The organism is Streptomyces sp. NPDC001668, from assembly GCF_042893155.1.
GTDB lineage: Bacteria > Actinomycetota > Actinomycetes > Streptomycetales > Streptomycetaceae > Streptomyces.
Genome location: NZ_JBIAUQ010000008.1, coordinates 143,115 through 167,446, shown reverse-complemented (window position 1 = coordinate 167,446; position 24,332 = coordinate 143,115). Strand labels below are relative to the sequence as shown.

At 71.8% G+C, this 24,332-nt stretch carries 24 protein-coding genes and 1 tRNA gene; 15 read left to right on the top strand and 10 right to left on the bottom strand.

Going from position 1 to position 24,332, the window contains the following annotated elements:
• Positions 1-52: 52 nt before the first annotated feature.
• Positions 53-754: a hypothetical protein gene (locus ACFYZ8_RS24965; RefSeq protein WP_388536134.1), complete on the bottom strand. Its 702-nt coding sequence runs from the start codon at positions 752-754 to the stop codon at positions 53-55.
• Between the two features lie 47 nt (positions 755-801).
• On the opposite strand from ACFYZ8_RS24965, the gene ACFYZ8_RS24960 reads away from it, so the two are divergent.
• Entirely contained in the window at positions 802-990 is a 189-nt protein-coding gene (locus tag ACFYZ8_RS24960) for a DUF5703 family protein (RefSeq protein WP_007380901.1), read from the top strand.
• A gap of 61 nt (positions 991-1,051) precedes the next feature.
• Here ACFYZ8_RS24960 and ACFYZ8_RS24955 read toward each other — a convergent pair whose 3' ends face one another.
• The 3 genes from ACFYZ8_RS24955 to ACFYZ8_RS24945 all read right to left on the bottom strand — a co-directional run bounded on the left by ACFYZ8_RS24955 (position 1,052) and on the right by ACFYZ8_RS24945 (position 3,766).
• Positions 1,052-1,912 carry a chaplin gene (locus tag ACFYZ8_RS24955; protein WP_388536136.1) on the bottom strand — a complete coding sequence of 287 codons (861 nt, stop codon included), beginning with the start codon at positions 1,910-1,912 and terminating at the stop codon, positions 1,052-1,054.
• 148 nt (positions 1,913-2,060) lie between these two features.
• Positions 2,061-2,294 carry a chaplin ChpH gene (gene chpH, locus ACFYZ8_RS24950; protein ID WP_007380902.1) on the bottom strand — a complete coding sequence of 78 codons (234 nt, stop codon included), beginning with the start codon at positions 2,292-2,294 and terminating at the stop codon, positions 2,061-2,063.
• A gap of 146 nt (positions 2,295-2,440) precedes the next feature.
• Positions 2,441-3,766 carry a M20/M25/M40 family metallo-hydrolase gene (locus ACFYZ8_RS24945; protein ID WP_388536139.1) on the bottom strand — a complete coding sequence of 442 codons (1,326 nt, stop codon included), beginning with the start codon at positions 3,764-3,766 and terminating at the stop codon, positions 2,441-2,443.
• Between the two features lie 198 nt (positions 3,767-3,964).
• Here ACFYZ8_RS24945 and ACFYZ8_RS24940 point away from each other — a divergent pair.
• The 4 genes from ACFYZ8_RS24940 (at position 3,965) to ACFYZ8_RS24925 (ending at position 10,050) form a co-directional block, all read left to right on the top strand.
• A tRNA-Leu gene (locus ACFYZ8_RS24940) sits at positions 3,965-4,049 on the top strand.
• A 288-nt stretch (positions 4,050-4,337) separates the two neighbouring features.
• Complete coding sequence (locus ACFYZ8_RS24935; RefSeq protein ID WP_388536142.1) at positions 4,338-8,204, top strand: Pls/PosA family non-ribosomal peptide synthetase; 3,867 nt, start codon at positions 4,338-4,340, stop codon at positions 8,202-8,204.
• 77 nt (positions 8,205-8,281) lie between these two features.
• Positions 8,282-9,658, top strand: coding sequence for a M1 family metallopeptidase (locus ACFYZ8_RS24930; protein ID WP_388536145.1), 1,377 nt, complete (start codon positions 8,282-8,284; stop codon positions 9,656-9,658).
• Entirely contained in the window at positions 9,655-10,050 is a 396-nt protein-coding gene (locus ACFYZ8_RS24925; protein ID WP_388536148.1) for a YchJ family protein, read from the top strand. Before ACFYZ8_RS24930 ends, ACFYZ8_RS24925 begins: the two co-directional genes overlap by 4 nt.
• Here ACFYZ8_RS24925 and ACFYZ8_RS24920 read toward each other — a convergent pair.
• Positions 10,047-10,748 (bottom strand): FadR/GntR family transcriptional regulator, encoded by a 702-nt coding sequence (locus ACFYZ8_RS24920; protein ID WP_359031992.1) that lies wholly within the window; start codon positions 10,746-10,748, stop codon positions 10,047-10,049. The two genes, ACFYZ8_RS24925 and ACFYZ8_RS24920, sit on opposite strands and share 4 nt — an antisense overlap.
• A gap of 137 nt (positions 10,749-10,885) precedes the next feature.
• On the opposite strand from ACFYZ8_RS24920, the gene ACFYZ8_RS24915 reads away from it, so the two are divergent.
• From ACFYZ8_RS24915 to ACFYZ8_RS24905, 3 genes are all read left to right on the top strand, one after another.
• Positions 10,886-11,392 carry a gluconokinase gene (locus tag ACFYZ8_RS24915; RefSeq protein ID WP_359031991.1) on the top strand — a complete coding sequence of 169 codons (507 nt, stop codon included), beginning with the start codon at positions 10,886-10,888 and terminating at the stop codon, positions 11,390-11,392.
• Positions 11,393-11,463: 71 nt separating this feature from the next.
• Positions 11,464-12,861, top strand: coding sequence for a gluconate:H+ symporter (locus tag ACFYZ8_RS24910; protein WP_359031990.1), 1,398 nt, complete (start codon positions 11,464-11,466; stop codon positions 12,859-12,861).
• Between the two features lie 88 nt (positions 12,862-12,949).
• Positions 12,950-13,549, top strand: a complete 600-nt coding sequence (locus ACFYZ8_RS24905) for a YdcF family protein (protein WP_359031989.1) — start codon at positions 12,950-12,952, stop codon at positions 13,547-13,549.
• 21 nt (positions 13,550-13,570) lie between these two features.
• Here ACFYZ8_RS24905 and ACFYZ8_RS24900 read toward each other — a convergent pair whose 3' ends face one another.
• From ACFYZ8_RS24900 to ACFYZ8_RS24885, 4 genes are all read right to left on the bottom strand, one after another.
• On the bottom strand, positions 13,571-14,191 hold the full coding sequence (locus ACFYZ8_RS24900; RefSeq protein WP_359031988.1) for a cytochrome b/b6 domain-containing protein: 621 nt from the start codon (positions 14,189-14,191) through the stop codon (positions 13,571-13,573).
• Positions 14,175-14,903, bottom strand: coding sequence for a molybdopterin-dependent oxidoreductase (locus ACFYZ8_RS24895; RefSeq protein WP_388536152.1), 729 nt, complete (start codon positions 14,901-14,903; stop codon positions 14,175-14,177). Before ACFYZ8_RS24895 ends, ACFYZ8_RS24900 begins: the two co-directional genes overlap by 17 nt.
• A 93-nt stretch (positions 14,904-14,996) precedes the next feature.
• Positions 14,997-16,529 carry an APC family permease gene (locus tag ACFYZ8_RS24890; RefSeq protein WP_388536154.1) on the bottom strand — a complete coding sequence of 511 codons (1,533 nt, stop codon included), beginning with the start codon at positions 16,527-16,529 and terminating at the stop codon, positions 14,997-14,999.
• 28 nt (positions 16,530-16,557) lie between these two features.
• Entirely contained in the window at positions 16,558-17,511 is a 954-nt protein-coding gene (locus ACFYZ8_RS24885) for a hypothetical protein (protein ID WP_388536156.1), read from the bottom strand.
• A 480-nt stretch (positions 17,512-17,991) separates the two neighbouring features.
• Between ACFYZ8_RS24885 and ACFYZ8_RS24880 the strand changes: the two genes are divergently transcribed.
• The 7 genes from ACFYZ8_RS24880 to ACFYZ8_RS24850 all read left to right on the top strand — a co-directional run bounded on the left by ACFYZ8_RS24880 (position 17,992) and on the right by ACFYZ8_RS24850 (position 23,661).
• Positions 17,992-18,885, top strand: a complete 894-nt coding sequence (locus tag ACFYZ8_RS24880; protein WP_359031984.1) for a DMT family transporter — start codon at positions 17,992-17,994, stop codon at positions 18,883-18,885.
• 224 nt (positions 18,886-19,109) lie between these two features.
• Positions 19,110-19,625, top strand: a complete 516-nt coding sequence (locus tag ACFYZ8_RS24875; RefSeq protein ID WP_388536159.1) for an NUDIX hydrolase — start codon at positions 19,110-19,112, stop codon at positions 19,623-19,625.
• A 69-nt stretch (positions 19,626-19,694) separates the two neighbouring features.
• Positions 19,695-20,087: a DUF202 domain-containing protein gene (locus tag ACFYZ8_RS24870; protein ID WP_359031982.1), complete on the top strand. Its 393-nt coding sequence runs from the start codon at positions 19,695-19,697 to the stop codon at positions 20,085-20,087.
• Positions 20,084-20,407 carry a DUF202 domain-containing protein gene (locus ACFYZ8_RS24865; protein WP_388536162.1) on the top strand — a complete coding sequence of 108 codons (324 nt, stop codon included), beginning with the start codon at positions 20,084-20,086 and terminating at the stop codon, positions 20,405-20,407. The genes ACFYZ8_RS24870 and ACFYZ8_RS24865 overlap by 4 nt, the downstream gene beginning before the upstream one ends.
• 531 nt (positions 20,408-20,938) lie before the next feature.
• Positions 20,939-21,235 carry a hypothetical protein gene (locus ACFYZ8_RS24860; protein ID WP_388536165.1) on the top strand — a complete coding sequence of 99 codons (297 nt, stop codon included), beginning with the start codon at positions 20,939-20,941 and terminating at the stop codon, positions 21,233-21,235.
• A 162-nt stretch (positions 21,236-21,397) separates the two neighbouring features.
• Positions 21,398-22,441, top strand: a complete 1,044-nt coding sequence (locus ACFYZ8_RS24855) for a phosphotransferase family protein (RefSeq protein ID WP_388536167.1) — start codon at positions 21,398-21,400, stop codon at positions 22,439-22,441.
• A 5-nt stretch (positions 22,442-22,446) separates the two neighbouring features.
• Positions 22,447-23,661 carry an acyl-CoA dehydrogenase gene (locus ACFYZ8_RS24850; RefSeq protein WP_359031978.1) on the top strand — a complete coding sequence of 405 codons (1,215 nt, stop codon included), beginning with the start codon at positions 22,447-22,449 and terminating at the stop codon, positions 23,659-23,661.
• Positions 23,662-23,725: 64 nt separating this feature from the next.
• Here ACFYZ8_RS24850 and ACFYZ8_RS24845 read toward each other — a convergent pair whose 3' ends face one another.
• A complete protein-coding gene (locus ACFYZ8_RS24845) occupies positions 23,726-24,307 on the bottom strand; it encodes a hypothetical protein (RefSeq protein WP_388536170.1) in 582 nt (193 codons plus the stop codon).
• Between the last annotated feature and the right edge of the window lie 25 nt (positions 24,308-24,332).

Below are 24,332 nucleotides of genomic sequence, written 5' to 3'. Positions count from 1 at the left end.
CAGCACAACGGCGGCCCCGGGGATCAGCTCCCCGGGGCCGCCGCGGTACGTCTCAGCGCCGATCCAGATCCAACGGCTCCAGGTCCTCGTCCTCGTCCTCGTCCTCAAGATCGGCCCCGCCGACCACGTCGTCGGCGGCGGCGTCATCGTCATCGTCGAGGTCGTCGAACACCGAGCTGACGTCGAACCGGCACACCACCCGCTCGACGTCGACCTGCTCGAACGGCGTCTCCAGCCACTCCCCCGGCTCGGCCGGTTCGTCCGCGGCGGTCACCCACAGCGTGGAGTCGCCCTCCTCGAGGCCGAACTCCTTGTGCCGGGAGGCGATCTCGTCGGGCTCGAACTCGCCGAACAGCACTTCCAGCGCACCGTGCACCGTGCCGGAGGCCTCGGTGCCGAGCCCCTCGTCGGCCGCCTCGACCCGCTGGGCCTGCGCCAGCAGCCGCTGCGGCTCCGCCACGGCGTAGTCGCGGCGGATCAGCACGCTCAGCGCGTTCGGCTCCTCGGGGCCCGTGTACGGCGGGGCGTCGTCCGCGCCGGGGATCTCGAAGGGGGTGACCTCGTCGTAACGGTCGTAGAGCAGCTCGTCGTACACCTCGGCGGCCGCGGCCAGTTCGTTGAAGGCCTCGTAGACGGCGGGGTCGTCCTCCCCCGACCTCCGTTCGACCGCGGCCAGGTGGCGGTCGAGGGCGGTCTTGACCGCCTCGGCGGCGGCACGTACCTCGGCAGCGGTGGGCTGCACAGCATCAGACATAGTGCAGACGCTATCCGTACCGGGCCCCGGCCCGCACAATAGATGCGATGCCGGAATACGAATTTGTCGACGTGTACGTACCGCGGGGGGTCTCCCGCAAGGACGCCACACGCCTGCTGACCGACCATGCCGAGTACGGACACTGGGAGTTGGACCGACTGAGCCTGATGCGCGATGGCAGCCGCAGGGTGCGGTTGCGCCGGCGGATCATCCGCCAGGTGCGTGCCACGTGGTGAGACAGGACGAACGGAGCGGGCCCCGCCGAGGCGGGGCCCGCTCCGTTTCAGGCGGTATGTCCTAGGCCGAGGCCCGTGCCTTGCGGTAGAGCACCGCGCCCGCCAGGAGCGCCCCGGCGCCCACCGGGAGGGCCAGGCCGATCGGCAGCTCGCTGCCGGTCCGGGCGAGCTGCGCGCTGCCCAGGGGCTGGGTGACGGTCTGGGTGCCGGGGTGGTTGCCGCCGCGCGGGGTCCCGCCGTGCGGGGTGGCCGGAGTGCCGGGGTGGCCGGGCTCCACCGGGTTGCCAGGGGTGCCAGGGGTGCCGGGGATGCCAGGGTTGCCGGGGTTGCCCGGGTTTCCGGGCTGTTCCGGCGACCCGGGGGGCGTCTGGTGGCCGCCGGGCGGGGTGTGCTGCCCGCCGTCGTTTGCGCAGTCGTTGCCCATGGCGGGGTTGCCGATGCCGATGAGGTCGACGCTGTTGCCGCAGACGTTCACCGGAACGTCGACCGGCGCCTCGACGTGGTTGCCCGAGCCGACGCCGGGCGAGCCACCGGTGTGACCGCCGGCGTGCGAGCCCCCTGAGCCCTCGGAGCCGCCTTGGCCCCCGGGGCTGCCGTGACCACCGTGACCGCCGTGACCGGCGCCGTGTCCCGCGGAGCCGCCCGAGCCGCCGTATCCGCCCGGCGATCCGGTGCCGCCGCCCTTGTTGCCGCAGCTGTTGCCCATCGCGGGGTTGAGGACCCCGACGACGTCCACGGTGTTGCCGCAGGCGTTCACCGGTGCGTGCACCGGCGCCGACACCGTGTTGCCCGACAGGACGCCGGGGGAGTTCGCGCTTGATCCGCTCGCGCCCGAGTCCGCGTGGGCGGCGCCTCCTGCGGCCGCGATCACACCGGTCGCGGCCGCCACCGTCATCAGGCCCTTGCGAGTGACTTGTCGCATGTGCTGAATCCCTGCTTTCGACCTTGTCTCGAAATACCGCTGCGTCGCGGTTCTGTTCTTTTCGAAAAGGCCGGTCGGCCCCGGAGCGCATGGCTTGCACTCCGGGGCCGACGGGCTCATCCCTGTTAACTAGGGGCGAGGCACAACGTCACTTGTTGATGCACGTGTTGCCGAAGGCGGGGTTCAGCAGGCCGATCACGGAGACCGTGTTGCCGCAGACGTTCACCGGGACGTGAACGGGAACCTGCACGACATTGCCGGACAGCACACCCGGGGAGCCCACAGCGGCACCCTGCGCACCCGCATCGGCGACGGCAAGGCCCGCGCCCGCGAGAACCAGGCCACCAGTGGCAGCCGCAGCGGCGACGACCTTCTTGATCATTATTCCTCCTTGTTGGCAATGCGACCCCAATTAGCGGATCGCATCACCTGTAACGAGGAGGGAGTAATGGGGATACGAGCTTATGAGCGCATTCACCCTTCCCAGCCGGTCTCGCACGGACGGCCGAATAGCGGCGTCAATGACCGTCAGCTCGCGTCGATGAACCGGTCGAGAACCCGCACACCGAACTTCAGCCCGTCCACGGGCACCCGCTCGTCGACACCGTGGAACATCCCGGCGAAGTCCAGCTCCGGGGGCAGCTTGAGCGGCGCGAAGCCGAAGCCACGGATGCCGAGCTCGTCGAAGGACTTGGCGTCGGTGCCGCCGGAGAGCATGTAGGGGATCGCCTTGGCGGCCGGGTCCTCGGCGACCAGCGCGGACTGCATGGCGTCCACGAGCGCGCCGTCGAAGGTGGTCTCGACGGCCTTGTCGGAGTGCACGTCCTCCCGCCTGACCTTCGGGCCGAGGATCTTGTCGAGGTCGGCGAGGAACTCCTCCTCGAAGCCGGGCAGGAAGCGCCCGTCGACATGCGCGGTGGCCTCGCCCGGGATGACGTTGACCTTGTAGCCGGCGCCCAGCTGGGTGGGGTTGGCGGTGTTGCTGAGGGTCGCGCCGATGAGCTTGGCGATGCCGCCGAGCCGGGCGAGCGTGCCCTCCATGTCCTCCGGGTCCAGCTCGGTGCCGAGCGCGTCGCCGAGCTCGTCGAGGAAGGCCCGGGTGGTCTTGGTGACCCGCACCGGGAACTTGTGCCGGCCGAGCCGCGCGACCGCCTCCGACAGCTCGGTGATCGCGTTGTCCCGGTGGATCATCGAGCCGTGCCCGGCGGTGCCGGCCACGGTCAGCTTCATCCAGTGCATGCCCTTCTCGGCCGTCTGGATCAGGTAGAGCCGGCGCTGCTCGTTCACCGTGAAGGAGAAGCCGCCCACCTCGCTGATCGCCTCGGTGACGCCCTCGAAGAGGTCGGGGTGACGGTCGACGAGGTGCCGGGCGCCGAACGTGCCGCCGGCCTCCTCGTCGGCGAGGAACGCGAGGACGATGTCCCGCGGGGGCCTGCGCCCGCCGCGCAGCCGGTCACGGACGACCGCCAGGGTCATCGCGTCCATGTCCTTCATGTCGACGGCGCCCCGTCCCCACACACAGCCGTCGGCGATCTCGCCGGAGAAGGGGTGGTGGGTCCAGTCCTGGGCGTTGGCCGGTACGACGTCCAGGTGGCCGTGGATCAGCAGGGCGGGCCGGGACGGGTCCTCGCCCGCGATCCGGGCGACCGTGGACGCGCGGCCGGGGTGCGACTCGAAGATCTGCGGTTCGAGCCCCACCTCGGCGAGCTTCTCCGCGACCCACTCGGCCGCCTTGCGCTCGCCCGGGCCGGAATGGTCGCCGTAGTTGCTGGTGTCGAACCGGATCAGCTCGCGGCAGAGGTCCACGACCTCGTCCTCGCCGGTGACGCCCCTGGCCGTGTCCGTGTCGCTCACGCTGTTCCTCCCGCTGTCACTGCTGGTGGTTGCCCTCATCCTCTCTCCGCCCCCCGGTCGGCCCCAAGACCGGGCCCGGCCCGTCACACGCCGTTCACGCCCGACCCGGGGCGGGGACGGGGGGTGATCGGGCCCCTTCGAAAGCCTGGTAATGTTTCCTTCGTCGCCGCGAGGGAAACCCCGCACGACAGACACCTTGTCCGGGTGGCGGAATGGCAGACGCGCTAGCTTGAGGTGCTAGTGCCCTTTATCGGGCGTGGGGGTTCAAGTCCCCCCTCGGACACAAGTAACGGTGCTGACCGGTTCTCGGTCGGCACCGTTTTCTTTTGCCCTGGAGCGGGCCCTCACGCACAGTGTGGGCGATCTCTCTCGGGAGTGAAACGCCCTGGTCACAGCGTCTCCGATGGTCGTGAACGGCCCCGAACGGCCCTCCGGAATGGCCGATCAAGCCGTACGGACCTAACTTCGTACTAAAATTTCCGGCTTGTTACGAGCTGGAGCCGGACAACCCCAGGCAGACCTGCGGGCCCGCCAGCGCCCCGGGGGCTCCGGGATCGAGACGCGAGGACCGATGGCAGCCATACACGAGAGCAGCGCTCTCGGCCTGCTCAACGAAGAGCTCAGCGCAGAGATCCGCGAACAGTTCGGCGACACCGCCCGCTTCTCCGGGGGCCCAGCCGCCTCCCCGCGCACCCTCGTCGACGTCTTCGACGCGTCCGTGCGGTCCTGCCCCGACGAGCTCGCCCTGGACGACGGGACGACCCGGCTCACCTACCGCGCCCTCGCCGCCGAGGTCGAGCGGCTGCGGCGGCGGCTCTCCGAGGCAGGGGTGGGGCTCGGCGACCGGGTGGGCGTCCGGGTGCCGTCCGGCACCAACGACCTGTACGTCGCGATCCTCGCCGTGCTCGCCGCCGGTGCCGCCTATGTCCCGGTCGACGCCGAGGACCCCGACGAGCGGGCCGAGCTGGTGTTCGGGGAGGCGGAGGTGCGGGCCGTGGTCGGCGCCGGGCACGAGCTGACCGTGAACGGCCGCAGCGACTCCCCCGCCGCCCGGCCCGGCATCGAGAACGACGCCTGGATCATCTTCACCTCCGGCTCCACCGGCAAGCCCAAGGGCGTGGCCGTCTCGCACCGCAGCGCCGCCGCCTTCGTGGACGCCGAGGCCGCGCTGTTCCTCACCGACGACCCCATCGGTCCCGGTGACAGGGTCATGGCGGGGCTGTCGGTCGCCTTCGACGCCTCCTGCGAGGAGATGTGGCTGGCGTGGCGGTACGGGGCCTGTCTGGTGCCGGTGCCGCGCTCCCAGGTCCGTAGTGGCGCGGACCTCGGACCGTGGCTCGTGGAGCAGGAGATCACGGTCGTGTCGACCGTGCCGACGCTCGCCGCGCTGTGGGAGCCCGAGACCCTCAACGACGTACGGCTGCTGATCTTCGGCGGTGAGGCCTGTCCGCCCGAGCTGGTGCAGCGGCTGGTCACCGAGGGGCGCGAGGTGTGGAACACCTACGGGCCCACCGAGGCGACCGTGGTGGCCTGTGCCTCGCTCATGAGCGGCGAGGAGCCCATCCGGATCGGGCTGCCGCTGGACGGCTGGGAGCTGGCCGTCGTCGACGAGGCCGGGGATCCCGTGCCGATGGGCGCGAGCGGGCAGCTGGTGATCGGGGGGGTCGGGCTCGCCCGGTACCTGGACACCGAGAAGGACGCGGAGAAGTACGCGCCGCTGAAGTCGCTGGGCTGGGAGCGGGCGTACCGCAGCGGTGACCTGGTGAAGGCGGAGCCCGAGGGGCTGGTCTTCCTCGGGCGGGCCGACGAGCAGATCAAGCTGGGCGGCCGGCGGATCGAGCTCGGTGAGGTCGACGCCGCCCTGCAGGCGCTGCCGGGGGTCGCGGGAGCCGCGGCCGCCGTGCGTACCGCCCGCAGCGGCAACCAGCTCCTGGTCGGGTACGTCGTGACACAGGACGGCTGGGACCACTCGGCGGCCGTGGAGAAGCTGCGGGCCGAACTGCCCGCCGCGCTCGTGCCGTTGCTCGCCCCCGTCGCCGACCTGCCGACCCGGACCTCCGGCAAGGTGGACCGCAACGCCCTGCCGTGGCCCCTGGAGGGGCTCGAGACCGGCGGTCCCGCGGAGGAGTTGTACGGCACCGAGGCCTGGCTCGCCGAGCAGTGGGCCGAGGTCCTCGGCATCCCGGTGTCCGGTGCCCGCGACGACTTCTTCGCGATCGGCGGCTCCAGCCTGGCCGCCGCCCAGCTGACCACCCGGCTGCGCACCCGCTACCCGAGCGCGGCCGTCCTCGACATCTACCAGCAGCCCACCCTGCGGAAGCTGGCCCGGCGCCTGGAGGAGTCCGTCCAGGACGACGGGGCGGCCCGGACCGTCGCGCCGGTGCCGGTCAGGGCACAGGTGATCCAACTCCTCGTGCTGCTGCCCCTGTTCACGCTGATGGGGCTGCGCTGGCTGGTGCCGCTGGCCGCCGTCGGGAACCTCCTGCCTTCCTACGACTGGCTGCCGACCGCCTCCTGGTGGCTCGTCGGCGCCGGTGCGCTGCTGCTGTTCAGCCCGCCCGGACGGCTCGCCCTGGCGGCCGGCGGGGCACGGCTGCTGCTGCGCGGCCTTCAGCCCGGCCGGTATCCGCGCGGCGGCAGTGTCCACCTGCGGCTGTGGACGGCCGAGCGGCTCGCCGAGTTCACCGGGGCGACCTCGCTGACCGGCTCCTGGCTGGAGCGGTACGCGCGGGCGCTGGGCGCAAAGATCGGTCCCGATGTGGACCTGCACTCGCTGCCGCCGGTCACCGGCATGCTCAAGCTGGGCCGGGGCGCGGCCGTGGAGTCCGAGGTGGACCTGTCCGGCTGGTGGCTGGACGGGGACCGGCTGGAGATCGGCCAGGTCAAGGTGGGCGCGCACGCCGTCGTCGGCACGCGCAGCATGCTCTTCCCCGGCGCCCGGGTCGGCAAGCGGGCCGAGGTGGCGCCGGGTTCGGCGGTCACCGGGCAGATCCCGACCGGTCAGCGCTGGGCGGGCGCGCCCGCGGTCAAGCTCGGCAAGGCCAAGCGCAACTGGCCGAAGGAGCGTCCGGCGCGGGGCACGTACTGGCGGGTGATGTACGGCCTGACCGGGCTCGCCCTGACCCTGCTGCCGGTGCTGGCGGGCGGGGCGGCCTTCCTGGTCGCGCGTCCCTTCCTCGCCGGGGACGCTCCTCTCGCGGGTGCCTTCCTCGCCCTCGTCCCGGCCACGCTGGCCTTCGGGCTTGCGTACGCGCTGCTGCTCCTGGTCGCCGTACGGCTGCTGAGTCTGGGGCTGCGCGAGGGGACGTATCCGACGCACAGCCGGGTCGGGTGGCAGGCGTGGACCGTGACGCAGTTGATGGACCGCTCGCGCGAGACGCTGTTCCCGCTGTACGCCGGCCTTGCCACGCCCGTGTGGCTGCGGCTGCTCGGGATGCGGATCGGGCGCGGTGCCGAGGTGTCGACCGTGCTGGCGCTGCCGAGTCTGACGACGGTCGGCGAGGGCGCGTTCCTGGCCGACGACACGCTCACCGCGCCGTACGAGCTGGGTGGCGGCTGGGTCAGGATCGGGCGCGCGGAGATCGGGCGGCGGGCGTTCCTCGGTAACTCGGGGATGACCGCGCCGGGCCGCAGTGTGCCGGACGGCGGCCTGGTGGGCGTGCTGTCGGCGACGCCGAAGAAGGCGAAGAAGGGCACGTCGTATCTCGGGCTGCCGCCGGTGAAGCTGCCGCGGAACACGGCCGACAGCGACCAGAGCCGGACGTACGAACCCTCGGCGGGGCTGCTGTGGGCGCGCGGTCTGGTGGAGCTGTGCCGGATCGTTCCGGTGTTCTGCTCGGCGGGGCTCGCCGTGCTGACGATTGCCGCGCTGTGTGCGCTGGGGCCGTGGGCCTGGCCGCTGGCCGGGGTGGTGCTGCTCGCGGCCGGTGCGGTGGCGGGGCTGGTGTCGATGGTCGCGAAGTGGCTGCTGGTCGGGCGGCACCGCAGCGGGGAGCACCCGCTGTGGAGCGGCTTCGTGTGGCGCAACGAGCTCGCGGACACCTTCGTCGAGGTGCTGGCGGTGCCGTGGCTGGCGGGTTCCGTGCCGGGAACGCCGGTGCTGACGGCGTGGCTGCGGGGGCTCGGCGCGAAGATCGGGAAGGGCGTCTGGGTGGAGAGCTACTGGCTCCCGGAGACCGACCTGGTGACGCTGGAGGACGGGGCCACCGTCAACCGCGGCTGTGTGCTCCAGACCCACCTCTTCCACGACCGGATCTTGCGGACGGATACTGTGGTTCTCCGTGAGGGCGCCACGCTGGGCCCTGGCGGGATCGTGCTGCCCGGCAGCACGATCGGGGCCCGCACCACGCTGGGTCCCGCGTCGCTCGTCATGGCCGCGGAGTCCGTTCCGGACGACACCCGCTGGCTCGGCAACCCGATCGAGGCATGGCGGCCCTGAACGCGGGCCACTCGGAGTCGGTGAGCGGTGTACCGGCGGATCCGAGTGGCAACGTGGCGCAGGGAGCGGAAGCGGCAGTGGCAGTTCAGCAGGCGGCGGGTTCGGACCCGTACTTCCCGGACCACGGTGACGCCCGGTACCGGGTGCACCGCTACGAGCTCGCGCTGGACTACCGCCCCGCCCCGAACCGGCTGGCCGCGAGCGCGCGGATCAACGCCATAGCGGGGCGGTCACCGCTGGCCGAGTTCATGCTCAACCTGTCCGATTTCAAGATCGGCCGGGTGCGGGTGGACGGCCGGCCGGCCCATTACACGCACCGCGGCGGGAAGCTGCGGGTCAAGCCCGCGAAGGCGGTGCGGCCCGGGGCCGCGTTCACCGTCGAGGTGCACTGGTCGGGCAACCCCAAGCCGGTCAACAGCCCTTGGGGCGGGCTCGGCTGGGAGGAGCTGGAGGACGGGGCACTGGTCGCGAGCCAGCCGATCGGGGCGCCGTCCTGGTACCCGTGCAACGACCGGCCCGCGGACAAGGCGTCGTACCAGATCTCGATCACCACGCCGTCGGCCTACGCGGTCGTGGCGGGCGGGCGTCTGCTGACCCGTACGACCAAGGCGTCCACGACAACCTGGGTGTACGAGCAGGCCGCGCCCACCTCCAGCTATCTCGTCGGGCTGTCGATCGGCAAGTACCAGACGGTGCTGCTCGGTGACCCCGGTCCCGGCGGAGTGCCGCAGCACGGGCACATCCCGGCGCATCTACTGCCGGAGTTCTCACGGGACTTCGCGCGGCAGCCGCAGATGATGGAGCTGTTCCAGGAGCTGTTCGGGCCGTATCCGTTCGACGAGTACGCGGTCGTCGTCACGGAGGAGGAGCTCGATGTGCCCGTGGAGGCCCAGGGGTTGTCGCTGTTCGGGTCCAACCACGTGGACGGGGCCCGGGGTTGGGAGCGGCTGGTGGCGCACGAGCTGGCGCACCAGTGGTTCGGCAACAGCGTGTCCATCGCGGACTGGCGGCACATCTGGCTGAACGAGGGGTTCGCCAAGTACGCCGAGTGGCTGTGGTCGGAGCGCTCGGGGGGCCGTACCGCCCAGCAACTGGCCGCCGCCGCGCACCGGTTGCTGTCCTCGCTCCCCCAGGATCTGCGGCTGGCCGATCCGGGCCGCAAGTCGATGTTCGACGACCGGCTCTACGAGCGGGGCGGGCTCACCGTGCACGCGATCCGCTGCGCGATGGGCGACGAGGCGTTCTTCCGGATGCTGCGCGGCTGGGCAGGGCTGCACCGGGGCGGGGCGGTGACCACCTCGACGCTCACGGCCCATGTCAACCGGTTCGCGGACGAGTCGCTGAACGGGCTGTTCGACGCGTGGCTGTACGGGACGGCACTGCCGCCGCTGCCGACGCTGGGTCCGGCGCGGCCCGCACACCCGCCGACCAACACCGGCAGGGTGCAGCCGTGACGCGACGAGTCGCAGCACGGCAGCGGCCCACCTGCCCCTGCGGACTTCAGAAGACGTACGACGACTGCTGCGGCCGCTTCCACCGGGGTGAGGCCGCGGCGCCGACCGCCGAGGCGCTCATGCGGTCGCGCTACAGCGCCTTCGTGAAGCGGGACGAACCCTATCTGCTGCGTACCTGGCATCCGCGGACCCGGCCGCCGGGCGTGGACTTCGACCCCGGGATGCGGTGGACCGAGCTGGAGATCCTCGACCGCAGCGAGGGCTCGGCCTTCCACAGCACGGGCACGGTGACGTTCCGGGCCTCGTTCAAGGGTGGTTCGCTGCACGAGCGCAGCCGCTTCGAGCGGATCGGCGGGGCCTGGGTGTACGTCGACGGCGAGTTCCTGGACTAGGGAGCGAGGATGTCCAGCTCCTGAAGGGCGCCCTCCGCGATCTCGCGGGTCAGCGCCTCCGCGTGGCCGGCGTCGCCCGCGCGGACCGCCTCGGCGAGCCGGACGTGGAGGGTGACGGCGGCCGGGTCGGGGTCCTCGAACATGACCTCGTGGCGGGTGCGGCCGGTGAGGACCTCGGCGACCACGTCACCGAGGCGGGCGAACATCTCGTTGCCGGAGGCGTTGAGGATCACCCGGTGGAAGGCGATGTCGTGGAAGAGGTAGCCCTCCAGGCGGTGGCCCTTGGAGTTGGCGACCATGCCGAGCGCGCACTCGGTGAGCTGGGCGCACTGTTCGGCGGTCGCGTGCTTCGCGGCGAGGCCCGCCGCCACCGGCTCGATCGCCGAGCGCAGCACGGTCAGTGAGCGCAGCTGCTGCGGGCGGTCGGCGCCGGCCAGCCGCCAGCGGATGACCTGGGGGTCGTAGACGTTCCACTCGGCCTTGGGGCGGACCGTCACGCCCACCCGGCGGCGGGACTCGACCAGGTGCATGGACTCCAGGACCCGGACCGCCTCGCGCATCACGGAGCGTGAGACGTCGAAGCTCTGGGCGAGTTCGTCGGTGCGCAGCACGCTGCCCGGCGGGTACTCGCCCGCGGTGATCGCGGGGCCGAGGGAGTCCAGTACGCGGCCGTGCAGCCCCCGGCCCGATGTGCTCATGCACTCAGAGTACGGGGCGCGTCACACCGCAAAAAAGTCAGACTTATTCATCACAGGCTCTTGAATTAGTCGTACCTAATGGGTTTCAGTGGCGTCGACATCGGATGTCGAAGGCGACAACAGACAGTGAGGCAGCGATGAGTACCCCGAAGGTCGTCGTGGTCATGGGCGTCGCGGGCACCGGGAAGACCACCATCGGTCCCCTGCTCGCGGCCCGGCTCGGCGTCCCGTACGCCGAGGGCGACGACTTCCACCCGCCCGCCAACATCGCCAAGATGTCGGCCGGCACCCCGCTCACCGACGACGACCGGTGGCCGTGGCTGGACGCCATCGGCTCCTGGGCGCACGGGCGGGCGGGGCTCGGCGGGGTGGTCAGCTGCTCGGCGCTGAAGCGGTCGTACCGCGACCGGCTGCGGGCCGAGGCGCCGGGAGTCGTCTTCGTGCACCTGGCGGGCGACCGCTCCCTCATCGAGGACCGGATGTCGCACCGGCAGGGCCACTTCATGCCCACCGCGCTGCTCGACTCGCAGTTCGCCACGCTCCAGCCCCTCCAGGAGGACGAGGCCGGGGTCGTGGTGGACGTGTCCGGCAGTCCGGAGGAGATCACCGGACGGGCCGCGAAGGCGCTCGCCGAACTCCCGTAGCACCCCTTTCCGCACCCTTTCCGACGAACACCCTTTCCGAAGAACATCCCCCGTACCTGCAAGGGACCCCCGTGACCAGACTCAGCGTCGAGATGCTGGCAGCGGACGCACCCGAGCCGATCACCTCGGCCGGTCACGCTCAGCTGGGCATCGCCGTCCTGGTGGGCATCGCCGTCATCGTGCTGCTCATCACCAAGTTCAAGCTCCACGCCTTCTTGTCGCTGACCCTGGGCACGCTCGTGCTCGGCGCGGTCGCCGGAGCGCCGCTCGACAAGGCCATCACCAGTTTCACCACCGGGCTCGGCACCACGGTCGCCGGCGTCGGCGTGCTGATCGCCCTCGGCGCGATCCTCGGCAAGATGCTCGCCGACTCGGGCGGGGCCGACCAGATCGTCGACACGATCCTCGCGAAGGCGGGCGGCCGTTCGATGCCGTGGGCGATGGTCCTGATCGCCTCCGTCATCGGTCTGCCGCTGTTCTTCGAGGTCGGCGTCGTGCTGCTGATCCCGGTGGTGCTGATGGTGGCCAAGCGCGGCAACTACTCCCTGATGCGCATCGGCATCCCGGCCCTGGCGGGCCTGTCCGTGATGCACGGCCTGGTGCCGCCGCACCCCGGGCCGCTGGTCGCGATCGACGCGGTGAAGGCCAACCTCGGGGTCACGCTCGCGCTCGGCGTGCTGGTCGCCATCCCGACGGTGATCGTCGCCGGTCCGCTGTTCTCGAAGGTCGCGGCCCGCTGGGTGGACGTCCCGGCCCCCGACCGGATGATCCCCCAGCGTGCCTCGGAGGAGCTGGAGAAGCGTCCGGGCTTCGGCGCCACCCTCGCCACGATCCTCCTCCCGGTCGTCCTGATGCTCTCCAAGGCGCTGGTCGACATCGTCATCGACGACCCCGACAACACCGTGCAGCGCGTCTTCGACGTCGTCGGATCGCCCCTGGTCGCCCTGCTGGCCTCGGTGCTCGTGGGCATCTTCACGCTGCTGCGCCCCGCCGGCTTCGGCAAGGACCGCCTCTCCCCGCTCATCGAGAAGGGCCTCGCGCCCATCGCCGGCATCCTGCTGATCGTCGGCGCGGGCGGCGGCTTCAAGCAGACCCTGATCGACTCCGGCGTGGGGCAGATGGTCCTGGACATCTCCAAGGACTGGTCGATTCCGGCGCTGCTGCTGGCCTGGCTGATAGCGGTGGCGATCCGCCTGGCCACGGGCTCGGCGACGGTGGCCACGGTCTCCGCGGCCGGCCTGGTCGCCCCGCTCGCCGCCGACATGTCGACCACCCACACGGCCCTGCTCGTCCTCGCCATCGGCGCCGGCTCGCTCTTCTTCAGCCATGTCAACGACGCCGGGTTCTGGCTGGTCAAGGAGTACTTCGGCCTGAACGTCGGCCAGACCATCAAGACCTGGTCGATCATGGAGACGATCATCTCGGTGGTCGCGGGCGGGCTGGTGCTGCTGCTCTCGCTGGTCATCTAGCGGGTACGACCACCAGGGCACCCGAGCGGGCGAGGCACGGTTTCCGGCCTCGCCCGTCGCCGTTGCCGGGGTGCCCTAGAGTCCCCGCATGCGGCGAAGCACGGGACTGGTGATGGCAGGGGCTGCGGCCCTGGTGTGGGGCGAGTGGCTGAACCGGCGGTGGTCCCGAGGACTGGTGGGCGACGGCGGGGGCGCCTCCTCGGCCGTGGTGGTCCTGGGGTACCGCAATCCCGGGGCCACGGCGAATGCGATCAACCGATGGCGGGTCCGTGCCGGAATCCGCTCCCTCGGCGCCGACGGCACCCACCGGGCCCGCCTGATCCTCAGCGGCGGTGCGACCGGCAGCGGCGCGACGGAGGCCCGTCTGATGGCCGACTACGCGACATCGGTGCTCGGGTTCGAGGGCCCGGTGCTCCTGGAGGACCGGTCCACGACGACATGGGAGAACATCACGAACGTGATCCCGCTGATCGAGGACATGGACCGCATCAAGATCGTCTCCCAGCCGGCTCACGCGCTCAAGGCCCGCGCCTACCTGCGGCGGCAGCGCCCGGACCTGGCGAAGCGGCTGGTCCGCGCGGACGACTACCGCCCCGGCGAATGGACCGTCGTCAAACCGCTGCTGGCTCTGTACGGACTGTGGACTCTGCGCGGTCTGCGGGCCGACGAGCGGAAGGGCACGCTGTAGAGCCCGTGGCGTGAGGTCACGCTACGGCCGCCACAGCGGATGCTCCCGTTCCGCCCACTCCCGGCTCACCGACCCTGTCCGCAGTCCCCGCCGGGCCTCCGGGTCGCCCAGTGCCATGCCGATGTGGCCGGCGAGGACGATGCCGATGGTCAGGGCCAGCCAGTCGTGGACGAAGGTCGCGCTGGTGCGCCACTGGATCGGGGTGAGGTGGGTGAACCACATCAGCAGGCCGGTGCCGAGCATGACGAGGCTCGCGCCGGCGATCCAGGCGGCGTACACCTTCTGGCCGGCGTTGAACTTGCCCGCCGGGCGCGACGAGCGGCGCTTGTCGCGGCGCAGGGCGGCCCGCAGCCAGACCCGGTCGTGCGGGCCGAAGCGGTTCAGGAAACCCAGGTCGGCGCGGAAGGCGCGGGAGGCCAGGCCCGCCAGGGCCGGGAGCGGCAGGGCCAGGCCCGCCCACTCGTGGACGCGGACCACCAGCTCGCGGCGGCCGACGAGTTCGGCGAACTGGGGGACGTAGAGACAGGCCGCCGTCACCACGCAGACGCCCATCAGGGCCGCCGTGGTGCGGTGGACCCACTTCTGACTGCGGCCGAAGCGCCGGATCCGGGTCTGCGCCGGCGCGTCAACTCGTAGGCTCATCGTCCCGCCCGTTCGATCGGCCCACCCAGGCGTCCACGTCGTAGCCCCGGTCCTCCCAGTAGCCCGGCTCCACGTCCTCGGTGACGGTGATGCCGGAGAGCCACTTGGCGGACTTGTAGAAGTACATCGGGGCCACGTAGAGGCGGACCGGGCCGCCGTGGGAGTGGCCGATGTCCTTGTCCTGCATGCGCAGGGCCACCAGGACGTCCGCGCGGCGGGCCTGGTCGAGGGTGAGGCTCTCGGTGTACGCCCCGTCGAAGCAGCTGAAGCGGACGGCGCCCGCCTTGGCGGTCACTCCGGCGGCGTCCAGCAGCGCGGAGAGCCGTACGCCTTCGAAGGGCGTGTCCGGGACCCGCCAGCCCGTCACGCACTGGACGTCCGTGACGATCCGGGTCTGGGGCATCGCCCGCAGGTCGGCCAGGGTGTACGTGCGGGGGCGGGAGACCAGGCCGTCGACCTTGAGCTGGTAGTTCCCGGCGTTCTTGTGCGGCACCGACGACGTCACCGAGTAGTAGCGGAATCCGCCGCCGTTGGGGAGCAGGCCGGTGAGACCGGTGGGATCCTTGTCGGCGGCGCTGCCGAGGAAGGCCTCGAGGCCGCGTTGCAGGGTGGGCGCGGCGACCACGCCGAGCGCGCCCAGGCCGAGGGTGCCGAGGAGGACGCGGCGGCCGATGGGCTGACCGCGCTGTTCCTCGGGCTGTTCGGAGTTCACCTTCTCATTCGAACACCCGCGACTCCCGCGGGACCAGGATTCGCGGGTGCTCGTCAGACTTCCGTAACCACTTCTCACCGCGTTCTCAGGCGGCTACGACGCCTCCCCGGCGGCCTTCTCCAGCTGGAACGCCTCGTTTCCGAGCCCGATCCGGGCGTGCGCCTCGGGTCTGCGGGCCCGCATGAGGAGTCCCTGCGCGAGGCCCACCAGGAGGGCGAGGCCGATGATGCCGGGCAGCACCCAGCTCAGCGAGGACTCCGGGCCCGCGCCGACGAGGACGTCGAAGTCCTTGACCGTGTAGACGGCGATCACCAGCAGGGCGATGCCCGCGAGGGCCGAGGTGGCCAGGCGCCAGGCCTGGGCGCCCGCCGCCCCGCGCCGGACGAAGAAGACGATGACGGAGGCCGAGGCCGCCGCCATCAGCACGATCACCCCGAGGGAGCCGATGTTCCCGAACCAGGTGAACAGGTGCAGGACCGGCACGGTCGGGTCGCCGGTGGGCTTGTCGTCGGCGATCGCGAAGACGGCCACGACCAGCACGGACACGGCGGTCTGGAGCAGCGAGCCGGTGCCCGGCGCGCCGCTCGCGCTGTTGGTGCGGCCGAAGGCGGCGGGCAGCAGGCCCTCGCGGCCCATGGCGAAGGCGTAGCGGGCGACGACGTTGTGGAAGCTGAGCATGGCCGCGAACATGCCGGTCACGAACAGGACGTGCAGCACGTCGGTGAACGTGCCGCCGAGGCGGGACTCGGTGAGCCCGAAGAGCAGTCCTGCGCTCTGCTTCTGCGACTCGGCGACGACCGCCGAGGGACCGGTGGCCACGGTGAGGGCCCAGCTGCTGAGCGCGAAGAACACGGCGACGCCGCCGACGGCCAGGAACATCACGCGCGGCACCAGGATGTGCGGGCGGCTGGTCTCCTCGGCGTACACGGGTGCCTGCTCGAAGCCGAGGAAGGCGGCGATGCAGAAGCACAGGGCGGTGCCGACGCCGGCTCCGCTGAGGGTGTCCGGGTTGAAGGCGTGCAGGGACAGGCCCTGGGCGGCGGGGTCGGCGACGGCGGCGAGGTCGAAGACGACGACGAGGGCGACCTCGATGATCAGCAGGACGCCGAGCACGCGCGCGTTGACGTCGATCTTCAGCCAGCCGAGCGCGCCGACGACCAGGGCGGCCGCCAGCGCCGGTATCCACCAGGCCACCGACAGGTCGGTGTAGGTGGCGAACAGTCCGGAGACCTCGAAGCCGAAGATGCCGTAGATGCCGACCTGGAGGGCGTTGTAGGCGACCAGGGCGACGAGGGCCGCGGCCGCCCCCGCCGTGCCGCCGAGGCCGCGGGAGATGTAGGCGTAGAAGGCGCCGGCGTTGTGGACGTGCCGGCTCATCTCGGCGTAGCCCACGCTGAACAGGACGAGGACGACGCCGAGGACGACGTAGAGGAGCGGCTGGCCGACGATCCCCATCACCGCGAATGTGGTGGGCATGACACCCGCGACGACCATGAGAGGGGCGGTCGCCGCGAGGACGGAGAGCAGCAGGCCCCCGGTGCCGAGGCGGCCGGCGCGCAGAGCGCGGTCCTGCCCCTTGAACGTGCTGATGCCTGGTCTGCTCTTGCTGGAACTCTCGGTGGCCATGGGACCGTCCTTTGGGGGTTCGGGGGTGTCACACCGTGCCGAGCGCGTGATCGCGGGCGGCGCGGAAGGCGGAGTACGGCTCGCGGTCCGGATAGGACCAGGGGGCCGGGGTGGGGCGTTCGCCGATGCGGTGGAAGAGGGCGGCGGCCTCGGCGCCGCGGCCCTCGCAGACCTTCGCGTGGGCGAGGAAGTTGAGGTCGACCAGGCGGCGGGGGTGGCCCTCGTGCTCCCACTCCAGCCACCAGTCGAAGGCGGCCTTCATCACCTGCCGGGCCCGGCGCCCGGTCCAGTGCCCCGAGGAGGTGGGGTCGGACGGCTCGTGTCCGGCGGCGGCCAGGGCACGGTAGCGCTCGGCGTGCGCGATGACCGGCAGGATCGCGAGCGGTGAGTCGGCGGGGGCCTGCTCGGCGGCCCACTTGGCGAAGTCGTAGACCTCGTGCAGCGGGTCGGGGCCCGTCTCGGCGCGGCGTTCGGCGAGCCGGGCGACCATCAGGTGGTGGGCGTGGTGGTGGTCGGCGTGCCGCTGCCGGATCTCGCCGAACACGTCCGCGACCTCGTCCGCGGCCCCGAGGTCGCGCTCCAGCATGAGCAGCCCGAGCCAGGGGGTCGGGTCGGCGGGTGCGAGGCGGGCCGCGGTCCGGCAGGCCTCACGGGCCGCGTCGGGCTTCCCCTTGCCGCGCTGGACGCGCTGGACCAGGGCGAGGGCGAGCAGCACGGCGGCGTCGGCGGAGTCCGGCTCGGCCACCAGCCAGTCCCTGGCCCAGGCGTCGCTGTACGGCTCGGCCGCGAGCACCGTGACCCGGTGGCCCCGCCGGTCCCAGTCGTCACCCGTCCGGGCGAGCAGCGCCCGGACCGCCTGCCATCTGCCCTGCGCCAACGCGGCGCGCGCGTCGATGAGTTCGGCGTCGTCGAGAGCCGCGTCGAAGGCCTGGGCTGCGCGCTTTCGACTGCGGCCGAAGGGGGGTGGCGGTGGCGGGGACACCGTGTGGGTTTTCCTCACGGAACGTGGGACGTGACGAGTGGGGCGGGTAGGGCGGATGGGGGTGCCTGGGCGGATGCGGGCAAAGGGACGCCTGGGCGCATGCGGACAGGCCGACCGTCGACGCGGGCAGGTCGGGGGGCGATTCGCACCGCCATCGACTGATCACGCACAGCCAACCGCCCACCAATGGTTTACGTCAAGGGTCAAAGGCGCGTTACACGCGTCAACTCTCCACACCTGAGAGGAAGTTGTGGTGACACGGTGCTGGTGGGAAGGGGTCAAGGCCCCACATCTGTGGCGTACGCCATGGCGCCGCGCTCCCCCGCACCGCACCATGACGGGAACCCCCGCCGCCGGAGAAGAGCTCGGTGGCCGAGTCGACAGCCCGAATCCGGGTACTCCCAGGGGCAAGCCGGACGCTGGGACGCTACAGTCGGCGACTATCCCCTGCCGCCCGGCCGGACGATCGAGGTACGCAGCGTGTCCGTTCTGGTTCTGACTCTCGCCGTGAGTGCCGCCTGTTGCCTGGGCTTCGGCTTCGTGCTCCAGCAGAACGCGGCCCGTCAGGCCCCGCTGAGCGACTTCCTCTCGCCTCGGCTCCTGCTCGACCTGGTGAAGGTGCCCCGCTGGCTCGGCGGCATCGGCCTGATGGTGGCCGGCATGATCCTCGGCGCGATCGCGCTGGGCCAGGGCGAGGTCTCGCTGGTCGAACCCCTGCTCGCCACCAACCTCCTCTTCGCCCTGGCCCTGTCCCGCAAGCAGACGAAGCAGCCGCTGGGTCGCCAGGGCTGGGCGGGGCTCGCGCTGCTCGCGGGCGGGGTGACCGCGTTCATCGTGGCGGGCGAGCCGCGCGGCGGTACGGCGGTCACCGATCCCTTCCGGCACTGGCTGATCATCGGCGTCATGATCGGCCTCGCCCTGCTGCTCACGACCTACGCCAAGCGCTCCCGCCTGAGCGCGGGCCCGGTCCTGCTGGCCCTGGCGGCCGGTCTGCTCTACGGCGTCCAGGACGCCCTCACCCGGGTCAGCGGCCAGCGCTTCTCCGAGGGCGGCCTCGTCGAACTGCTGACCGGCTGGCAGCCGTACGCCGTGCTCGCCCTCGGCGTCACCGGGCTCGTCCTGGTGCAGAGCGCGTTCGAGACCGCGCCGCTGCGGATGTCGCTGCCCGCCCTGACCGCGGCCCAGCCGCTCGCCGGGATCGTCTGCGGAGTGGGCTTCCTCGGCGACCGGCTGCGCACCGACACCGGCGCGCTGACCTGGGAGGCGGTGGGGCTGGCCGCCGTCGTCGCGGGCATCGTGCTCCTGGGGATGCACCCGGCGATGCCCTCCGGAGCCGCCCAGTCGGAGCCTACGCGGAACCTCCAGCCGAGCTGAGGCGCGTCCGCGGGTGGGGGCGAGGGCCTGGGCAGGGGCGGGGTTCTGGGCGGAGGCCGCGCTTCCAGGTGGCCGCGGGCCCGGCCTCCCGGGCCCCTTGCTCCAGCACCTGTTCCCTGCGCGGGCTGGTGTGAGGGGCCGCACGGACGCGCACTTCCCCCCGGCCGCGGGCCCGTGCCCGGCTGCCGGCCCCGGCACGGGTGACCCCTGCTTGGATGGGTGCCATGAGCGCTGCTGACGAGATCCTCGACATCGTCGACGAGAACGACAACGTCGTCGCCCGGTCCCCGCGTGGTGAGGCCTACGCCAAGGGCCTGCGGCACCGCTGTGTCTTCATCCAGGCCAGGGACGCCGAGGGCCGCCTCTTCGTGCACCGCCGCACCCCCACCAAGCTGGTCTTCCCCTCCCTCTACGACATGTTCGTCGGCGGAGTGGTCGGCGCGGGCGAGTCCTACGACGACGCCGCGCTGCGCGAGGCCGAGGAGGAACTGGGTGTGAGCGGGCTGCCCCGCCCGGAGTACCTCTTCAAGTTCCTCTACGACGACGGCGCCGGTCACACCTGGTGGTCCGCGGTCTACGAGGTCCGCTGCGAGCTCCCGGTGAGCCCTCAGGCCGAGGAGGTCGCCTGGCACGACTTCCTGCCGGACGACGAGGTGGAGCTGCGCCTGCGGGACTGGGAGTGGGTGCCGGACGGGCTGGCGGCCTACGAGCGGCTCAAGGCGTACCGGTCGATGGGGTGAACGGGGCCGGCGGGTCCGGGGGAGCGCCCGACGACGCTCCTCGACGACCCGGCCGATAGGCTCGTGCGCGTGATCGATTTCGCACGGAACGTCCGCGTCTGGTTCGCCCCCGAGGAGGTTCGGGAGGAGGGCCGGACCCCCGACTACCGCTTCTCGCTGGCCAATGAGCGCACCTTTCTGGCCTGGCTGCGTACCGCGCTCGCGCTGATCGGCGGTGGTTTCGCCGTGGACCAGTTCCTGCCGGATCTGCGCTGGGGCTGGCGGGTCGGGCTGGCGCTCGCGCTGCTCGCGGCGGGCGTGCTGTGCTCGTTGCGGGCGGTCAACCACTGGGTGCGGTGCGAGCGGGCGATGCGGCGGGGCGAGGATCTGCCGGTGTCACGGTTCCCCGCGCTGCTGAGCCTGGTGGTCGCGGTGGTGGCCGTGGCGATGGTCTTCGTGGTGCTCGTCGGGTGGGAGGGATGAGCGAGGCCGCCGCCGGGGAGCGGGACCCGGGCCTGCAGCCCGAACGCACCCGGCTCGCCTGGCGCCGTACGACCCTCTCCGGCACCGTCTCCGCCGTACTCGCCGTGAAGACGGCCCTGCACGGCGGCCCGTCCCCCGGCGCCGTCATCGCCTGCGCGCTGTGCTGCGCCCTGTGGCTCGCCTTCCTGTACCTCGCCCACCGCCGCATCCGCACCCTGACCTCGTCCGGCGCCCCACGGTCCCTGACCCCGCGCACCGCCACGGCGGCGGTCCTGTGCACGGTGGCGTTGGCGGCCTGCGGAGCGGCGCTGGTGTTCTGAACGGGGGCTCGGAGGCGGGGCGCATGAACCCGGCAGCGCCACTACGCACCCCACAGTGCAACAGCGACCGCGACAGCTCCCCCACCATGCGGAAGCGGCCGCGACACCTCCCCCACCATGCGGAAGCGACCGCGACACCGCGCCGCGCCCGACGCCGACGATTCGAACCGAGACCCCGAGCCGGCGAGCACGACCTGGCAGCCCTGCAACGCACCCATCGCACGGCGGCAACCACGACACCTCCCCGCAACCGACCCACCCCCCGACGCCGACGATCCGAACCGAGGCCCAAAGGCGGCACGCACGGACCCGGCAACCCCGCTCACACCCCACCGCGCGGCAGCGGCCAGCCCCCCTCCGGGGCGCCGACGCTCCGAGCCGGGGCCCCGGAGACGGCACGCAAGACCCGACAGCCCCGCCGCTCACCTCACCTCGGACATCCCACGCCACACGCCCCCGAATCGCCCGATATGCACCCCGCCCGTGGCAGCCTGTCCGACGTCATCGCCCGTCGCTTCGAAGGTGAGCACCATGACCACCCTCCACCACGAACACTCCTCCCACGCGCACACGCACGGCTCGGACTGCGGGCACACCGAGGTGCCGCACGAGGACCACGTCGACTACGCGCACGACGGGCACCTGCACCGCGAGCACGAGGGCCACTGGGACGAGTGCGAGCCCGGCGGGCATGTCTCGCACGAGGGGCACGAGCACCGGCACGGCCAGGACTGCGGCCACAAGAGCGTCCTGCACGGCGACCACGTCGACTACCTCCACGACGGCCACCGGCACGCCGCCCACGAGGGTCACTGGGACGACCACTGACGGCCACAGCACCGACAAGCACCCCCGACAGCTCCCCGCCGTACCGCGCGGGGAGCTGTCGGCCTATCGTGGGCCGGATCACGTTCACCGTTCCCTCTGGACGACATACCGACCAGTCGGCATGATGGTCGGAACCCGTTCACGCGCGCGTAAGGAGCCCCGATGAGCCCCGACCATCCGCCAGGCCTCGATCTCGACCGGCTGCGCGGCCTGCTCGACCGTGAGCGGCCCGGCCTGGTGCAGGGCCCCCTGACCGGCCGGCTGATCGAGGGCGGACGGTCGAACCTCACGTACGCGGTGTCGGACGGCACGGCACGGTGGGTCGTACGACGGCCCCCGCTCGGCCATGTCCTGGCCACCGCGCACGACATGAAGCGCGAGCACCGGGTCATCAGCGCCCTGCACCCCACGAACGTGCCGGTACCGAACCCGGTCTTGCTGTGCGAGGACCCCGAGAACGGGGCGGCGCCCGGATCGCCGTTCTACGTCATGGAGTTCGTCGAGGGCACCCCGTACCGCACCGCCGACCAGCTCGCACCGCTGGGCCCGCAGCGCACCCGCGACGCCGTGCTGTCCCTCGTCGACACCCTCGTCGAGCTGCACGCGGTCGACCCCGCGGAGGTCGGCCTCGCGGACTTCGGGCGTCCCGAGGGCTTCCTGGACCGCCAGCTGCGCCGCTGGGGCAAGCAGCTGGACGCCTCCCGCAACCGTGACCTGGCCGGTATCGACGAGCTGCACGCGGCCCTCGGCCGCCATCTGCCCCAGTCCCCCGCGGCCACGGTCGTGCACGGCGACTACCGGCTCGACAACGTCCTGATGGGCGACGACGACCAGATCAAGGCGATCCTCGACTGGGAGATGTCGACCCTCGGCGACCCGCTCACCGACCTCGGTCTGCTGGTGATGTACAACGTGCCGCTGGGCATGGCCGACTCCACGATCTCCACGACCGCCGAGGCCGCGGGCCACCCGGATCCGGCCGAGCTGATCGCGCGGTACGCCGAGCGCTCCGGACGGGACGTGACGGCGGTGTCCTGGTACACGGCGTTCGCCTGGTTCAAGCTCGCCGTGATCCTGGAGGGCATCCACTACCGCTACACCCTGGGCCAGACGGTCGGCGACGGTTTCGACCGCATCGGCGACCTGGTCCCGGTCTTCATCCAGCACGGTCTGACCACGCTTCACGACGGCATCCAGGAAGGCTGATCCGCATGGACTTCGCGTTCGACGCGCGCACCGAGGAGCTGCGCGCCAAGCTGCTCGCCTTCATGGACGAGTACGTGTACCCCGCCGAGGCCGTCGCGGAGGAGCAGCGCGCGCGGCTGGCCTCGCCGTGGGACACCCCGGCCGTGGTCGAGGAGCTGAAGGCCGAGGCACGCAGGCAGGGCCTGTGGAACCTCTTCCTGCCCGACTCCGAGTACGGCGCCGGGCTGACCAACCTCCAGTACGCCCCGCTCGCCGAGATCACCGGCCGTTCCCCGCAGCTCGCACCCACCGCGCTGAACTGCGCGGCGCCCGACACCGGGAACATGGAGGTCCTGAGCCAGTTCGGGGACGAGCAGCAGCGGAAGCAGTGGCTGGAGCCGCTGCTGGCCGGTGAGATCCGGTCCGCGTTCGCGATGACCGAGCCGGAGGTCGCGTCCTCCGACGCCACGAACATCACCACCCACATCGAGCGGGACGGCGACGAGTACGTGGTCACCGGCCGCAAGTGGTACATCTCCGGGGCGATGAACCCGGACTGCAAGATCTTCATCGTCATGGGCAAGACCGACCCGGACGGCGCGGACATCCGCCGCCAGCAGTCCATGATCCTGGTCCCGCGCGACACCCCGGGCGTCACCGTCACGCGCGCGATGCGGGTCTTCGGCTACGAGGACCACTACCACGGCGGCCACGCCGAGGTGATCTTCGACCACGCGCGCGTACCGGCCTCGAACCTGATCGGCGAGGAGGGCGGCGGCTTCGCCATCGCCCAGGCCCGCCTCGGTCCGGGCCGGATCCACCACTGCATGCGGCTGATCGGCATGGCCGAGCGGGCGATCGAGCTGATGTGCCGCCGGGCCGTCTCGCGCGATGCCTTCGGCAAGGCGCTGGCCCAGCAGGGCGTGGTGCACAACTGGATCGCCGACGCGCGCGTGACCGTCGAGCAGCTGCGTCTGCTGGTCCTGAAGACGGCCTGGCTGATGGACACGGTCGGCAACCGGGGCGCACACACCGAGATCCAGTCCATCAAGATCGCCACGCCTCGCGCGGTCGTCGACATCATCGACCGGGCCATCCAGCTGCACGGCGCGGGCGGAGTCAGCCAGGACTTCCCGCTGGCCGAGCTGTACGCCGGCGCCCGCACCCTGATGATCGCGGACGGCCCGGACGAGGTGCACCAGCGCTCGCTGGCCCGGCGGGAGCTGAAGAAGTACCTGTAGGCGCGCCGCGGGGGCCGGAGGGGCGTGTCCCGCCCCTCCGGCCCCCGCTCCCCCGAGGTGTCGGTCAGCTGGGCGTGGACGCGCTCAGCGTCCAGCCCTGACGGCAGCTGTGCCCGAACACGCCCACGTCACAGCCCTCGACGCGGAAGGTGTAGGCGCCCGTGGTGCGCTCCTGCACCCGCACCCGGCCGGACGTCCCGCCGCCCACCTCGCGCTGGGTGCCGTTCGGGTCGGCGGCGCTGGTGTAGCGGATCAGGAACCGGTCGTAGCTGTACGGCGACGTCGTGCCCCAGTTGAAGTAGGCGTAGCCGGCGTCCTCCCACGCGGCCACGACCATGTTCGATCCCTGCCGCGGCGACCAGGTGACGTTGCCGTAGTCGAAGTACTGGCGCTTTCCCGCGTAGACGCCGCCCAGGTAGACGTCCTTGGTGTAGCTCCGCGGGCAGCCCAGCCAGCCGGTGGACCCGCCGAGGGCGTTCCAACGGCCCTTGATGTGCGACTCGTTCACCGGGATGCCGCAGGCGGCGCTGCGGGCCTGCGACGGTGCCGGCGCGTTCTGCGCGGCGGCCGGGACCGCGGTGGCGGTGCCCAGTGCGAGCAGCGAGCCCAGCACGACGCCCGTGAGACGCCGGTTCAGTGTGCGCATGATGTTCTCCCCCGAAGGTCTTGGC

Coding starts and splice junctions, on each gene's coding strand:
- ACFYZ8_RS24965 (WP_388536134.1), bottom strand. CDS start 754: ATGTCTGATGCTGTGCAGCCCACCGCTGCCGAGGTACGTGCCGCCGCC.
- ACFYZ8_RS24960 (WP_007380901.1), top strand. CDS start 802: ATGCCGGAATACGAATTTGTCGACGTGTACGTACCGCGGGGGGTCTCC.
- ACFYZ8_RS24955 (WP_388536136.1), bottom strand. CDS start 1,912: ATGCGACAAGTCACTCGCAAGGGCCTGATGACGGTGGCGGCCGCGACC.
- chpH (WP_007380902.1), bottom strand. CDS start 2,294: ATGATCAAGAAGGTCGTCGCCGCTGCGGCTGCCACTGGTGGCCTGGTT.
- ACFYZ8_RS24935 (WP_388536142.1), top strand. CDS start 4,338: ATGGCAGCCATACACGAGAGCAGCGCTCTCGGCCTGCTCAACGAAGAG.
- ACFYZ8_RS24920 (WP_359031992.1), bottom strand. CDS start 10,748: ATGAGCACATCGGGCCGGGGGCTGCACGGCCGCGTACTGGACTCCCTC.
- ACFYZ8_RS24915 (WP_359031991.1), top strand. CDS start 10,886: ATGAGTACCCCGAAGGTCGTCGTGGTCATGGGCGTCGCGGGCACCGGG.
- ACFYZ8_RS24905 (WP_359031989.1), top strand. CDS start 12,950: ATGCGGCGAAGCACGGGACTGGTGATGGCAGGGGCTGCGGCCCTGGTG.
- ACFYZ8_RS24900 (WP_359031988.1), bottom strand. CDS start 14,191: ATGAGCCTACGAGTTGACGCGCCGGCGCAGACCCGGATCCGGCGCTTC.
- ACFYZ8_RS24890 (WP_388536154.1), bottom strand. CDS start 16,529: ATGGCCACCGAGAGTTCCAGCAAGAGCAGACCAGGCATCAGCACGTTC.
- ACFYZ8_RS24875 (WP_388536159.1), top strand. CDS start 19,110: ATGAGCGCTGCTGACGAGATCCTCGACATCGTCGACGAGAACGACAAC.
- ACFYZ8_RS24865 (WP_388536162.1), top strand. CDS start 20,084: ATGAGCGAGGCCGCCGCCGGGGAGCGGGACCCGGGCCTGCAGCCCGAA.
- ACFYZ8_RS24860 (WP_388536165.1), top strand. CDS start 20,939: ATGACCACCCTCCACCACGAACACTCCTCCCACGCGCACACGCACGGC.
- ACFYZ8_RS24855 (WP_388536167.1), top strand. CDS start 21,398: ATGAGCCCCGACCATCCGCCAGGCCTCGATCTCGACCGGCTGCGCGGC.
- ACFYZ8_RS24850 (WP_359031978.1), top strand. CDS start 22,447: ATGGACTTCGCGTTCGACGCGCGCACCGAGGAGCTGCGCGCCAAGCTG.
- ACFYZ8_RS24845 (WP_388536170.1), bottom strand. CDS start 24,307: ATGCGCACACTGAACCGGCGTCTCACGGGCGTCGTGCTGGGCTCGCTG.